Annotated in this window: 13 protein-coding genes; 8 read left to right on the top strand and 5 right to left on the bottom strand. The window is 63.4% G+C overall.

Going from position 1 to position 13937, the window contains the following annotated elements; genetic code table 11:
* Nucleotides 1-14: 14 nt before the first annotated feature.
* A complete protein-coding gene (locus QD280_RS07095) occupies nucleotides 15-785 on the bottom strand; it encodes a UTRA domain-containing protein (RefSeq protein WP_279838776.1) in 771 nt (256 codons plus the stop codon).
* A 639-nt stretch (nucleotides 786-1424) separates the two neighbouring features.
* Between QD280_RS07095 and QD280_RS07090 the strand changes: the two genes are divergently transcribed.
* The 7 genes from QD280_RS07090 (at nucleotide 1425) to QD280_RS07060 (ending at nucleotide 8505) form a co-directional block, all read left to right on the top strand.
* The gene (locus QD280_RS07090) at nucleotides 1425-2513 is read left to right on the top strand and encodes an extracellular solute-binding protein (protein WP_279838775.1); all 1089 of its coding nucleotides are present in this window, start codon (nucleotides 1425-1427) and stop codon (nucleotides 2511-2513) included.
* A 92-nt stretch (nucleotides 2514-2605) separates the two neighbouring features.
* Entirely contained in the window at nucleotides 2606-3439 is an 834-nt protein-coding gene (locus QD280_RS07085) for an alkaline phosphatase family protein (protein WP_279838774.1), read from the top strand.
* Nucleotides 3439-4287 (top strand): ABC transporter permease subunit, encoded by an 849-nt coding sequence (locus QD280_RS07080; RefSeq protein WP_192839217.1) that lies wholly within the window; start codon nucleotides 3439-3441, stop codon nucleotides 4285-4287. The genes QD280_RS07085 and QD280_RS07080 overlap by 1 nt, the downstream gene beginning before the upstream one ends.
* The gene (locus QD280_RS07075) at nucleotides 4271-5251 is read left to right on the top strand and encodes an ABC transporter permease (RefSeq protein ID WP_279838773.1); all 981 of its coding nucleotides are present in this window, start codon (nucleotides 4271-4273) and stop codon (nucleotides 5249-5251) included. The genes QD280_RS07080 and QD280_RS07075 overlap by 17 nt, the downstream gene beginning before the upstream one ends.
* Nucleotides 5251-6438 (top strand): ABC transporter ATP-binding protein, encoded by a 1188-nt coding sequence (locus QD280_RS07070; protein ID WP_279838772.1) that lies wholly within the window; start codon nucleotides 5251-5253, stop codon nucleotides 6436-6438. Before QD280_RS07075 ends, QD280_RS07070 begins: the two co-directional genes overlap by 1 nt.
* Nucleotides 6431-7105, top strand: a complete 675-nt coding sequence (locus QD280_RS07065; protein ID WP_279838771.1) for an HAD-IB family hydrolase — start codon at nucleotides 6431-6433, stop codon at nucleotides 7103-7105. The genes QD280_RS07070 and QD280_RS07065 overlap by 8 nt, the downstream gene beginning before the upstream one ends.
* Before the next feature lie 194 nt (nucleotides 7106-7299).
* Nucleotides 7300-8505 (top strand): GAK system CofD-like protein, encoded by a 1206-nt coding sequence (locus QD280_RS07060; protein WP_248377862.1) that lies wholly within the window; start codon nucleotides 7300-7302, stop codon nucleotides 8503-8505.
* Nucleotides 8506-8623: 118 nt separating this feature from the next.
* Here QD280_RS07060 and chrA read toward each other — a convergent pair whose 3' ends face one another.
* The 4 genes from chrA to QD280_RS07040 form a co-directional block, all read right to left on the bottom strand.
* Nucleotides 8624-9901 (bottom strand): chromate efflux transporter, encoded by a 1278-nt coding sequence (gene chrA, locus QD280_RS07055; protein ID WP_279838770.1) that lies wholly within the window; start codon nucleotides 9899-9901, stop codon nucleotides 8624-8626.
* Nucleotides 9902-10164: 263 nt separating this feature from the next.
* A complete protein-coding gene (gene arsJ, locus QD280_RS07050) occupies nucleotides 10165-11484 on the bottom strand; it encodes an organoarsenical effux MFS transporter ArsJ (RefSeq protein WP_279838769.1) in 1320 nt (439 codons plus the stop codon).
* Nucleotide 11485: 1 nt separating this feature from the next.
* On the bottom strand, nucleotides 11486-12535 hold the full coding sequence (locus tag QD280_RS07045; protein WP_153636890.1) for an ArsJ-associated glyceraldehyde-3-phosphate dehydrogenase: 1050 nt from the start codon (nucleotides 12533-12535) through the stop codon (nucleotides 11486-11488).
* A 114-nt stretch (nucleotides 12536-12649) separates the two neighbouring features.
* Nucleotides 12650-13000, bottom strand: coding sequence for a metalloregulator ArsR/SmtB family transcription factor (locus QD280_RS07040; protein ID WP_303568507.1), 351 nt, complete (start codon nucleotides 12998-13000; stop codon nucleotides 12650-12652).
* A gap of 527 nt (nucleotides 13001-13527) precedes the next feature.
* On the opposite strand from QD280_RS07040, the gene trxA reads away from it, so the two are divergent.
* A complete protein-coding gene (gene trxA, locus QD280_RS07035) occupies nucleotides 13528-13851 on the top strand; it encodes a thioredoxin (protein ID WP_054557199.1) in 324 nt (107 codons plus the stop codon).
* Nucleotides 13852-13937: the final 86 nt, after the last annotated feature.

Here is a 13937-nt window from a genome sequence, read left to right as displayed (position 1 = left end):
CGCGAACTTGACGGCTAGCCCTGTGGTGCGGCACTCAACGTCAATTCGATGGCATCGTGGCGCCAATGTTCATCATCACAGTCCACCGCGCGGCCATTCTGATCGAAGTTGATGCGGGTGATGCGCTGCGCGGGGCTGCCCTGCGCGGCGTTCAGCGCGGCGGCGGCCTCAGCGTCAAACACCGTGGAGGCCAGCTCGAAGCTGACGCGGCTGACACGAATGGCGTATTCGTGCCGGTAGAGGTCGGTCAGGGAGTGGGCCGCGAGGTCGAAATCGAGGATGCCCGGGAAGCAGTCACGTCGCAGGTGATGGCAGACATGCAGCACGCGCCGCCCATCGATACGCCGCACGCGAGTGATGCGATAGACCACTGAGCCCTCCGCAATCCCCAGCCGCCGCGCGATCACCGCGTTGGCAGCGACTTCTCCTGCCGCCAGTACCTCGGTGCTGGCCACCCGCTGCTGTGACTCGACCATGTCGCGAAATGGCAGGCACGCCAGCAAGTCATAGCGCAGTCGTGGCGGCGAGACGAACCAGCCACGCCGATTCTCGCGATAGATACGCCCCTCCGCCTCCAGCTGCAGCAGGGTGTCGCGCAGCGTGACCCGCGTCGTGGCAAAGCGTTCGATCATCTCGCGCTCGGAGGGCAGGCGCTGTGAAGCGCGTAGCGGCGCTGCCTCAAGATGGTTCAGCAGCCTGCCCTTGAGCCCTGCCACGGGGACATCCGCATCAGGAGTTGCCGATGAAGCGGCGTCACTCTGGGGCTCAAGCGAAGATGAAGGCATGCGAAGTTCCTGAAAGATAACGAAAGACAGCAATTTCTGGCGAGTCACTTGCATGACATCCAGGGCGTCCAGGATGGAAAGGGTCAGAGCGAAGCGATTTATGTGGTCTAGTTCAGAGCACCCGCAAAGCTCAGTGCGACTTTTCAGGACACGCTTGTCGAGACACGCATGAGGAGAATAGTGGCATTGGCGTGACAACTCGGTGACAGCGCAGGACTGGCTGCCACGACAGGCCAGCCATCACGTGCTAACTCCTGCCTTGAACGCTTATGGCTGTGGAAGATAGCGAGGACCGGGGCCCGCGGCAAGGCATGAAGAAGGCACGGAGAGGTATGAAGGAGGCAGAGGCAGAGTCGCCACCCCATGCCATGACAACGACATGTTGACGACACGCAACTGTCACAGGCAAGCGCTAGAGTCGATCGTGACTTTCGAACTGAACTAGACCACACAGTCTCGGCTGTCTCAGCACTTGCCTGAGCACTTGGCAGAGCACTGGTCTGATCAATGATCCGAGAACTGGCCTGAGCAATGACCTGAGCACCCGGATGTGCTCTCAGCGTGTCGACAGGGTACCTGATGCCCGTCACGCCTTACCTTCAGCGCAGCGATTGTTCATCACCTACTGGGGAAATCTCCTTGAAGTCGATTGCCACTACCTCATCCCGCTCCACCGGCCTGCTGGTTTCCACCTGCATGGCCGCCCTGTTGGGCAGTGCCTCCGTCAGTGCCACCGACATGCCGGCTGACCTTCTCGAGGCCGCTCAGTCCGAAGGCCGTGTCGATAGCGTCGGCATGCCGGACAGCTGGGCCAACTGGAAGGACACCTGGGCAGACCTCGAGTCGAAGTATTCCATCGCGCATAGCGATACCGACATGAGCTCCGCCGAGGAAGTCGCCAAGTTCAAGGCCGAGGGTGAGAACGCCACCGCCGATATCGGTGACGTGGGCTTCGCCTTCGGCCCGATCGCGGTGCAGCAAGGCGTGACCCAGGCCTACAAGACCACGACCTGGGAGCAGATCCCGGAGTGGGCCAAAGACAAGGATGGCCATTGGGTACTGGGCTACACCGGCACCATTTCCTTCATGATCAACAAGACGCTGGTCAGTGAAGATGAGCGCCCGACCTCCTTCGCCGATCTCGCCGAGGGTGACTACAAGGTGTCCGTCGGCGCCGTGGGCAAGGCCTCCCAGGCCAACAACGCCATTCTGGCCGCTGCCTTCGCCAATGGCGGCAAGGAATCCGACCTGACACCGGGCCTGGAAGTCTTCGCGGAACTGGCGCGCCAGGGCCGTCTGTCACTGGCAGAGCCGAGCATCGCCAACCTGGAGAAAGGCGAAGTCGAAGTCGCCCTGCTGTGGGACTTCAATGCCCTGAACTATCGCGATCAGATCAACCGCGACACCTTCGAGGTCGTCATCCCGTCTGATGCCTCCGTCACCTCCGGCTACGCCACGATCATCAACAAGCATGCCGCGCACCCGAATGCCGCCAAGCTAGCCCGTGAGTACATCCTCTCCGACGCCGGTCAGTTGAATCTGGCCAAGGGCTATGCCCGTCCGATCCGCGCCGAGCACCTCACCCTGCCCGAGGATATCGCCGCCAAGCTGCTGCCCAACGAGCAGTATGCCAATGCTCGTCCGGTCCAGGACTTCGCGGGCTGGGAAGCCAGTGCCAAGCAGCTGCCGCGTCAGTGGCAGTCCCAGGTACTGATCCACCAGCAGTGATCCCCGGCCTCTGCTTCACGCGAGCAGAGCGCGCACCATCCTGACAGACGGCATCGCCTTTGCGGTGCCGTCTTGAGCTTCACGGAGTCACCATGTCTCAGCGTGTCATTCTTGTCGTGCTCGACGGCCTCAACCACGCCGTGGGTCATCATGCCATGGGCTATCTGAGTGCCCTGGTCGAGGCCGGCCGTGGCCAGTATCAATCACTGGACTGCGAGCTGCCGGCCATGTCGCGCCCGCTCTATGAATGCCTGCTGACCGGCGAGCTGCCTGTCGATTCAGGTATCGTCAACAACGGTATCGTACGCCGCTCACGCGGTATCAGTCTGTTCGACCTTGCCAGCCAGCAAGGCAAGCGCACGGCTGCCGCCGCCTATCATTGGGTCAGCGAACTCTATGTCGCGGCCCCCTTCGTGCCGGCCCGCCATCGCTGGCTCGACAACCCGGAATCCGCCATCCAGGCGGGCATCTTCTACTGGCAGGATCATTATCCGGATGACCATCTGTTCAGTGACGCCGAAATGCTGCGCCTGCGTCACGACCCGGATTTCCTGCTGGTGCATAGCATGAACATCGACGATGCCGGCCATCGTCATGGCGGCGACACGCCGCAGTATCGCAACGCCGCACGGCATGCCGACGTCGCCCTGGCCAACTACCTGCCGGCATGGCTGGAAGCCGGCTATCAGGTGATGGTGACCGCCGATCACGGCATGAATGCCGACCGCTCACATTCCGGCCTGCTGGAAGAGGAGCGTCGCGTGCCGCTGTGGACCTTCGGCACCGCCTTCGCCAATGGCGTCGCGACGGATCTCAAGCAACGCGAGCTCTGCGGCACCCTGGCCACACTGCTGGGGCTTGAGCACAGCAAGGCGAGCAATCCGTCGCTGCTGGCGAGTCATGCTGCCACGCGAGGCCTCAAGTGATGTCTGCCGCATTGAAGCGTCGCCTGACCAGCCCCGTCATGTGGCTGCTGCCGTTTGCGCTGATCTTCGGCGCCTTCCAGATCGCGCCGCTGGTGTGGGTGATGATCAGCGCCTTCAAGACCCCCACGGGCTGGGGGCTGGCCAACTTTCACGAGATCGCCTCATCGGCCTTCTTCCGACAGGCCATCTGGCGCAGCCTCGAGATCTCCTTCATGTCCAGCGTGCTGGGACTGGCGATCGCCGCCGTGACCTGTCACAGCATGCACCGCTGTGGTCCGCGCCTGACGCGCATGATGATTGCCTTCACCAACATGACCAGCAACTTCGCCGGTGTCCCGCTGGCCTTCGCCTTCATCATCCTGATGGGCGCCAACGGCATGCTGACCCTGATGCTGGAGCGCATCGGTCTGCTCGAGAACTTCAATCTCTACTCGCGCACCGGCCTGATCGTCATCTACACCTGGTTCCAGATTCCGCTGGGCATCCTGTTGCTATATCCCGCCTTCAGCACCCTGAAGACGGAATGGCGTGAAGCCGCCAGCCTGCTGGGCGCCAACCGCCTCGCCTACTGGCAGCACATCGGCCTGCCGGTGCTGTGGCCGTCCCTGGCAGGCACGCTCACCGTACTCTTCGCCAATGCCATGGGCGCCTACGCCACCGTCTATGCGCTGGTGAACACCAGCTACAACCTGATGACCATCCGCATCGCCAATCTGGTCTCCGGGGACCTGTTCCTGCAGCCGGAACTGGCCAGTGCACTGGCCCTGGTGCTGGTCGTCATCCTCGTCATCGTCACGCTGATTCAGCAATGGCTCATGCGCAGGAGCTACCATGTCACTTCCCGCTGAACTGCCCTATCGCCACGGCAAGCCCTTGCTGCCCAGCCTAATGGCGCGCCTGCGCCGCCTGAATGTCTACACCTTCATCGTCACCAGTGTCTTCGCGCTGCTGGCACTGCCGCTGATCGCGACGCTGTTCTACGCCCTGGCGACACGCTGGGGCGCCAGCCTGACCCCCGATGCCCTGACCGTGAAATGGTTTCTGGAACTCTGGACCACACCGCGTTTTCTGGCGGCGTTCGGGCGCTCGCTGCTGGTCGCCGTCGGTGCGCTGGCACTGTCATTGCTGCTGATCGTGCCGGTGGTGTTTCTTGCCCACACACGCTATCCGCGCCTGGATAGCGTGATGAATGGGCTGATCCTGCTGCCCTTCGCCGTGCCGCCCATCGTGTCATCGGTCGGCCTGCTGCAGCTCTATGCAGGCGGCCCGCTGGCCATCGTCGGCACGCCGTGGATCCTGATCCCCACCTACTTCACCATCGTGCTGCCCTTCATGTACCGCGCCCTGGCCAACAGCCTGCGCGCGCTGGACGTGGCATCCCTGATGGAGGCCGCTCAACTGCTGGGGGCAAGTCCGCTCAAGGCGTTCTTCCTGGTCGTGCTGCCCAATATCCGCGTCGGCATCCAGATTGCCGTCTTCCTGGCCTTCTCGTTCCTGGCCGGCGAATTCGTGTTCGCCAACATGCTGGTCGGCACACGCTTCGAGACCCTGCAGGTCTATCTGAACAATATCCGCGGCGCCAGCGGCCACTTCACTAGCGCCCTGGTCATCACCCTGTTCGTATTCACCCTGATCCTGACCTGGCTCGGCAATCGTCAGCCCGCCGAGCAGGAGATGCCCGCGGATGACCCCGACGAGGCGATGGCCACTGCCATGACCGACGGCTTGCCCGGCCCGGTGCCGAGCGCCGACCCCGAGCCGCGTCACACCACTCACCAGTCGTCAGACTCCGCACCCCGAGGGGACCGCTGATGCTTGCCATCGACACCGCCACCACATTCGATAGCCAGAGCGCCGGCGGCCTTCTGACCAGCGCCCTGCGCGAACGCGCCGCCGACCAGCACTATCTCAAGCTCAATGGCCTGGCCAAGAGCTTCGGCAAGACCCAGGTATTCGCCGAGATAGAGGCCGAGATCGCGCGCGGTGAATTCATCACCCTGCTCGGCCCCTCCGGCTGCGGCAAGTCGACCCTGCTGCGCGCCATTGCCGGGCTCAATGAGGTCGATGCCGGCCAGATCATCGTCGATGGTCACGACATCACGCCGCTGCCGCCGCAGCGTCGCGGCATCGGCATGGTCTTCCAGCACTATGCGCTGTTCCCCAACATGCGCGTGGCGGACAACGTGGCCTTCGGGTTGCGCATGAAGAAGGTGCGCCCGGAAGAGCGCGAGCGGCGTGTCAACGAGGTGCTCAGACTGGTGGAGCTGACCGATCAGGCGCAGCGTTTCCCGCACCAGTTGTCCGGCGGACAGCGTCAGCGTGTGGCGCTGGCACGTGCGCTGGTGGTCGAGCCGCAGATCCTGTTGCTAGATGAGCCGCTGTCGGCACTCGATGCGCGTATCCGTCGCCATCTGCGTGATCAGATCCGCGATATCCAGAAGAGCCTCGGCCTGACCACCCTGTTCGTGACCCACGATCAGGAAGAGGCACTGCTGCTGTCGGACCGCATCTTCCTGATGCATCAGGGGCGCATCCTGCAACAAGGCAATGCCGAGTCGCTGTATACCCGGCCGGTGGATGCCACGGCGGCAGGCTTCATGGGGCATTACAATCTGATCGGTCGCGAGTTGGCGCGCCCGCTGCTCGGCTACGAAAGCGACAGCCCGCGCGTGGCACTGCGCCCGGAAGCGCTGTATCTGCAACCGGACACCAGCCCCCAGGGGCAGCAGGATGAATATGCCAACTTCCCGACCCAACCCTTGCCAGACAATGCCGGCCCCGCCTGCCCGGGCGTGATTCGCCGCCACCAGCTGCTCGGCAATATCGTGCGCTACGAGGTGGACTGTCAGGGACTGCGCCTGAATGTCGATGTCCTCAATCGCAGCGCTCGGCAGCTACTGCCGCGCCATCTGCGCGTGATGCTGCATGCTGATCTGGATGAGGTTCAGGCGCTGGGCGGGCACGAGACCGCCGCCACGTCGCAGGTGTCCCATGGATGACATCACAGGACTTGCCATCTTCGATCTTGACGACACCTTACTCGAGGGCGATGCCACAGGGCTTTGGACCGACTGGTTGATCGCGAAGGGCTGGATCGCCGATGGCGAGGAATATCGCGCGATCTGGGCACAACAGATGCTGGACTACGCGGCCGGTCAACTCGACATGGAGACCCACCTGACCCACCTGCTGGCCCCGCTGGCAGGTCGCGCCGTCAGTGAGGTCGATGCCGAGGTGGCACGCTTTCTCGATGCCGAGCTGATGCCGCGCCTGTATCGTGAGGGGCTGGAGCGAATCCACTGGCACCGCGCGCAGAATCATCAGGTCGTGATCATCTCGGCCTCGACGGCGCATCTGGTTGCCCCCCTCGCCGAGCGCCTGGCGCTGGACGCGGCCCTGGCCACGGCACTTGAAACCGAGCAAGGCTGTTACAACGGCCGGGCCCGTGGCATTCGCACCTTCCGCGAGGGCAAGCTCGCGGCACTCAAGGCATGGCAACAGCAACATGCAGGCCACAGCGCCGGGGTGCCCAGCTGGGGCTATTCGGATTCACGCAATGATCTGGCCTTGCTGGAGTTCGTCGATCACCCCTTCGCCGTCCACCCGGACCCGACCCTCGCCAGCCTGGCGCAACAGCGCGCCTGGCAGACATTACGTTGGCAATGAAGGAAACCGGGTTGGCAATGAGGGAAACCAGGCTGGCAACAAGAGACGCTGGCAACAAGAGACGCTGGGCTGGGATCGAGAGACGGGAATCGAGAGTCCCTGCGCTGGAATTGAGAGAAAGTGCATAATAGGCGACGCTGGGCGTAAAAAAAGGCACTCTATGCCAAAAATGCAAGCATAAAGGAAGCCATGCAATGGCCAAGGTCAGGGTCAGTCGGACCGCACGTGTACCCGATCCCATGCGCGTCAGGCGCTATCTGAAAGCCCCCGAAGTCGGCCCACGCGTGCTGTTCTTCAGTGGCGGTACCGCGCTGACCGGGGTCTCACGCACCCTGACCCGCTATACCCACCACAGCATCCATCTGGTGACGCCGTTCGACTCCGGTGGCAGCTCGGCCAAACTGCGCGACGCCTTCTCGATGCCAGCCATCGGCGATCTGCGTTCACGCCTGATGGCGCTGGCCGATGACAGCGTCTTGGGCCATCCCGACATTTATCGCCTGTTTACCCACCGCCTGCCACGTGAAGCGCGCCCGGAGATGTTACATGCCACGCTGCGCGAGCTGGCGGCCGGACGTCATCCGTTGACCATGGCGGTCGCGGAACCGATGCGCACCCTGATCTGCCATCAGCTGGGCTTTCTCATCGACGCCATGCCGGAAGGCTTCGATCTGCGCGGCGCCAGCATCGGTAATCTGATCATTGCCGGCGGCTATCTGAACCATCACCAGCAGCTGGATCAGATCATCTTCCTGTTCTCCAAGCTGGTACATGTGCGCGGTACGGTGCGCGCCGTGGTCAATGCCGATTGCCATCTGGCGGTGACACTGGAAGATGGCCGCGAGATCATCGGCCAGCACCGCATCACCGGCAAGGAAGTCGCGCCCCTCGATTCGCCCATCGCGCGCATGCGTCTGGCCGCGACAGAGGGTGACCACCACGTGCCCGTGGTGCCGGAGCTGCACGCCAACAATCGCCAGTTGATCGAATCGGCCGAGCTGATCTGCTTCCCTCCCGGCAGCTTCTATTCCAGCGTGCTCGCCAATCTGCTGCCCAAGGGCGTCGGGCGCGCGGTGCTGGCCAACCCCTGCCCCAAGGTCTACATCCCCAACTGCTGCCCGGACCCGGAGCAGACCGGCAAGCGCATGGATGAGCTGGTCAGCGTGTTGCTCGACACCCTGTGTGCCGACCTCACCGGCCGCATGGAAGACTGCCCCACCGAGAACCTGCTCAACATCGTGCTCCTCGACAGCCAGCGCGGTGACTATCCCGGCGGCCCATGCATCGAGGCGCTCGAGCGCATGGGCATCACCGTGATCGACACCCGTCTGATCAGCGAGCAGAGCGCGCCCTACTACGACAACGAGCTGCTGGTCACCGCGCTGCTGTCACTGGTGTGACACCAACCGCGAGCTGCTCGGCCTGAAGTTGCACTGCATGAGTTGCTCGGCAGAAAAAGAACGCCCCCGCCTGCCAACAGCAGACGGGGGCGTTCTTTTTCAGATACGACGTCGGGGCTTAGATCACGCCACGCACCGCGCCGAGGATCACCATCCCCAGCACCAGCTTCCAGGGGGCCAGCGAGAAACGCGTCAGAGCGATGAAGGCGGCCAGCGCGATCACCAGGTCCGTTCGGCTCAGCACGCTGGTGGTCCATAGCGGGTCATAGAGCGCCATGCCCAGCACGCCCACCACGGCCGCATTGGCACCGGCGAGCGCAGCGCGCGCCCCGGCGCGGGCGCGCAGACCCCCCCACAAAGGCGCCACACCGATCAGCAGCAGAATCCCCGGCAGGAAGATGCTCAACAGAGCAATGACGGCACCGAGCAGTGCCGAACCTCCGCCCACCTGCGCCATGCCGGCCCCCAGCCAGGCGGCAAAGGTGAACAGCGGCCCCGGCACCGCCTGAGCGGCGCCATAGCCGGTGAGGAAGGTATCGGCCGCGATCTGGCCCATCTCCACGGTGGAGGCCTCCAGCAGCGGCAGCACCACGTGCCCGCCCCCGAACACCAGTGCCCCGGCACGGTAGAAGATATCGACCAGACTGCCGGAGGCCACCAACGGCAGGCCGATCAACAACACGAAGAACGCGATCAGGCAGTAGCGCGCCAGGCGCGGCGAGACCGGCAATGACAGCCCCGCGGCCTGGGCTTGCTGGCGCCCGGATGCCGCCTTGTCATCACGACACAGCAGGCTGCCGAGCACTGCGCCCATCGCGATCACCCCGACCTGCGCCCAGGCGACCTGCGTCCAGGCGCTCTGTGCCAGCGCCAGGCCCAGCATCGCCAACAGCGCCAGACAGGTACGCCGCAAGTCCGGGCACAGCTTGCGCGCCATGCCCCAGATCGCCTGGGCGACGACGGCCACCGCCACCAGCTTCAAGCCGTGGATCACCCCGGAGGCTAGCGGCCCTTCGAGGCTGCCCGCCACCAGTGCCAATACCAGCAACGCCAGCGCAGACGGCAAGGTGAAGCCGATCCACGCCAGTATCCCGCCCATCACGCCACCGCCACGCACCATGCCCAGCGCGAAACCGACCTGGCTGCTGGCCGGCCCCGGCAGAAACTGACAGAGCGCGACCAGCTCGGCGTAGGCCTTGTCACTCAACCAGCCTCGCCTGCGTACCAGCTCATCGTGGAAGTATCCCAGGTGGGCAATCGGGCCGCCGAAGCTGGTCAGCCCCAGCGTGAGGAAGGTGCGCAGCACTTCACGGCACCGCGCCTTGTCGCCCGCAAGCGCAGCATCAGGCGTCGCGTGGTCGCGCTCACGCCTTGCAGTTTCATCCGGATGTGACATGACGTTTCTCTTGGAGCGGAAAGAAAAGGATATCGATCAGAAATCCAGCGAGGGGCTTAGCAAGAGCTATACGAAAGAATTTTCACTTGCTGACGCTACGGTGACATCAGGTGAATGCGCAATGAGCTGATCCCCGCGCCCCTTGCATCACCCACCAGACTATCGCCGCCAGATGACAGGAAGCCCGCGCCATGGTTGGGACGGGCTTCCTGCATGAGGGCTTCCTGCATAAGGGCTTAGGCGTCAGGTGCCCGGTGAAGGCTTCAGTTGGCCGACGTCTCCTGAGTGGAAGCATGCTGCGTGTCCGAGGGCAACGCGATGGCCATCACCGCGCTCGCCGCCACCAGTGCCGCCGACCACCACAGGCAGGCTTCCAGACCATAGGCCTGATAGAGCCAACCGGACAGCAACGTGCCCAGCAGGCGCCCCATGGCGTTGGCCATGTAATAGAAGCCGACATCCATCGACACGCCTTCACTGCGCGCGAAGCGCACGATCAGGTAGCTGTGCCAGCTGGAATTGATGGCGAAGATGACGCCGAACACCAGCAGACCGATGATCAACCACTCAAGGGGTGCCAGCCCCAGCAGGATGGCCGCACTGCTGTCGACACCCTGCTGGGCGTCCAACGACATGCTCGCCATCAGCGCGGGCAACAACGCCAGCACGCCGGCCAGCAGCACGGTCATCCAGCGCACGCCCGCATCACCGCTCAAGCGACGCGCGATCGGCCCGGTAATGTGCGGGGCCTGGGTCTGCACCCCGCCATAACCGATCACCCATGCGGCCATCAGGATACCGACCGTCCAGAAGTTCCAGCCATGTACCTCGGCCAGATAGACCGGTAAGGCGACCACGAACCAGACATCACGTGCCGCGAACAGGCACATGCGCGCCGCCGACAGCACATTGACCGCCCGCGAGGTCGAGAACATCTCACGAAACGCCGGCTTGCGGCTGGCCTTGCTCTGCCCCAGCGATGCCGAGAGCTTGCGCAGGGACAGCACCAGCACCACGGCCAGCATGAGCCACATGGCCAATACCGTGCCTTGGAAGCCGATGAGGCTGAGCGCCGCGCCACCGAGGAAGAAGCCCAGACCCTTGAGGGCATTCTTGGAACCGGTCAGCAGCGCGACCCAGCGATACAGCGAGCTCTGCGACTGCGCCGCCTGCTGCCCCTTCGGCACCAGCACCTTGATGGCGCTCTTGGCGCTCATCTTGTTGAGGTCCTTGGCGATGCCCGACAGCGCCTGGGCGATCATCACCCAGATCACCGTCAGCATGGACTCCGGCACCAACAGCATGCCGAGCGCCACCAGCTGCATCGCAAGCCCGGCATTCATGGTGCGATTGAGGCCGAGCCGCGCCCCCAGCCAGCCGCCGACGAGGTTGGTGACGACACCGAAGGCTTCGTAGAACAGGAACAGCAGCGCGATGTCCAGCGCCGAATAGCCCAGCGAATGGAAATGCAGCACCACCAGCATGCGCAGTGCGCCATCCGTCAGCGTGAAGGCCCAGTAATTCCCCGTCACCAGCAGGTACTGGCGCACCTCATGGGGCAGCTCTCGCAGGCGGGCAAGCATTTCAGCGCTCCCGTGTGCTGGCGTCGGCCAGATCACCCAGGCCCACTTTCAGCGCCAGCTCTGCGGTGCGGTTGGCATAGCCCCACTCGTTGTCATACCAGGCGTACAGCTTGAGCTGGGTGCCCGCGACGACCATGGTCGAGGGCGCATCGATGATGCTGGAGCGGGAATCGGTACGGAAATCGATCGACACCAGCGGGCGTGTCTCGTAGCCCAGCACGCCGGCCAGTTCACCTTCCGCCGCGCTCTGCAGCGCCTGATTGACCTCTTCCATCGTCACTTCGCGGTTGAGCTCGAACACCATGTCGGTCAGGGAGGCATTGGCCAGCGGCACACGAATGGCGTGGCCGTTCAAGCGGCCTTCCAGCTCCGGGAAGATGGCGCTGATCGCCTTGGCGGAGCCGGTGGTCGTCGGAATCAGGCTCATGCCGCAGGCGCGCGCGCGGCGCAGGTCCTTGTGCGGCGCATCCAGAATCGTCTGGGTATTGGTGATGTCGTGCACGGTGGTCATGGAGCCATGACGAATGCCGAACTGCTCCTGAATCACCTTGATCACCGGTGCCAGGCAGTTGGTGGTGCAGCTGGCCGCCGTCACGATGCGATGCTGTTCGGCGTTGTAGAGGTGGTCGTTGACGCCCATGACGATGTTGAGCACGCCCTCTTCCTTGACCGGCGCGGAGACCACGACCCGCGCGACGCCCTGCTCGAGATAGGCGTTCAGCACCTCGGTGCTCTTCTTCTTGCCGGAGGCCTCGATCACCACATCGCAGCCCGACCAGTCGGTGTCACCGATCTCACGCTGGCTTGAGAATGCCGTGCGCTGACCATCGAGGGTGATGGAATCCGCGTCGCTGGTGATACCGGCGCCCGGCGACCACTGGCCATGCACGGAATCGAATTCCAGCAGATGGGCGAAGGTCGCGGCATCGCCACCCGGGTCATTGATGCGCACCACGTCCAGCGCGATATCCTCGCGCAGCTTCCACAGCGCGCGCAGGGCGAGACGACCGATGCGCCCGAAGCCGTTGATACCGACGCGCAGGGCCGGCATGCCCTCCGGCACGCTGATGGACGAGGAATAGGACGGAGCGCTATAAGCAGGACACATGGGCATTTCCTTGAGAGTGTTCGAAAAGATTCGGCTAACGTTCTACGCCCTGTGCGTTCAGCAGCAGCGCACAGGGCGGTTGGGCATCGTCTCCAGCCACGCCACCCAGCGCGACACCTCGCGGGCGTTGGCCTGACAGAGGGTCGTGAGTATCTGATGGCACCAGGCCGGCAGGTCAGGTGCCAGGCGGTAGTGCACCCACTGGCCACGCCGCTGACTGGTCAGCAGGCCAGCATCTCTCAGCTGGGCGAGATGCCGCGAGACCTTGGGTTGGGAGATGGGCATGGCGCGCTGCTCCAGCAGCCAGATAAGCTCACAGACACACAACTCTTCCATCTGGGCCAACAGCTGCACGACGGTCAGGCGAGTGTCTTCGGCAAGGCACTTGAAGACCTGCAACGGTGTCAGGCAGGCCGCCATGTCTCCCACTCCATCAATAACGTCATTGGTTGACGGTTTCATGGCGATGTCCTCGCGTATGCCTGAGCCATCTTGCTCCCCTCTCGATTCCCGCTCCCGATTCCCCCTCCCGCCCCCCTCTCACCAGCACCTGACGCATGGCGAGGCAGGTTGCCTGCCAGCCGGCTGAAGCGCGGTGACATACGAAATATCATATATGTGTTTTTCCATATATCAAGTGACACATGCATGACAGTTGGATGACAGCCGGTGCGTGAATCGATGGCAGCGATGGAGAGCGAGTGGAGGTTGAATGGAGGGCGAATGAAGCGCGATCAGAGTGTCGCTTGGCTCGATGTACCAGCGGGTAGGCGGTCACACCATCGCCACTGTTGCGCAAACGGCACGCATATGTTGCCTGGCCTCAAAAGCGAATGCGCTTGCGAACAAAAGTCGAGCAGCGTTAGTGTGTGCCCATCAAGCACACCAAGTGCCCTTTCGAATCACGCATCCCTCGTGATGCACAGGAGAGACAAATGGCGGATTTCGCACAAGTCGTCGATAGCAATTACACCCAGGAAGTCATCGAGAGCGAGCAGCCGGTGCTGGTCAAGTTCTGGGCACCGTGGTGCGGCCCGTGCAAGATGCTCGACCCGATCGTCGAATCCATCGCCGAAGAACAGGGTGATGCCCTCAAGGTCGTCGCCATCAATGTCGATGATGCACCGGACCTCGCCGCCCAGAATGGCGTCCGCGGCCTGCCGACCATCGCGCTGTTCAAGTCCGGCGAGAAGCTCGAAGCCCTGACCGGTGTCCAGCCGAAGGAAAACTTCGACGCCATGATCTCGCGTCACGCCTGATCGAATCGGCCGCTGGCCGCAAGGCACTGACGCTGCAATGAAGAACGCCCTCCATGAGGGCGTTTTTTTGGTCTGCACGGTGCTTT

It is taken from the genome of Cobetia sp. 1AS1, from assembly GCF_029846435.1.
GTDB lineage: Bacteria > Pseudomonadota > Gammaproteobacteria > Pseudomonadales > Halomonadaceae > Cobetia > Cobetia amphilecti.
Note: the sequence above shows the minus strand (reverse complement) of the source record. Positions and strands in the feature narration are given on the sequence as shown.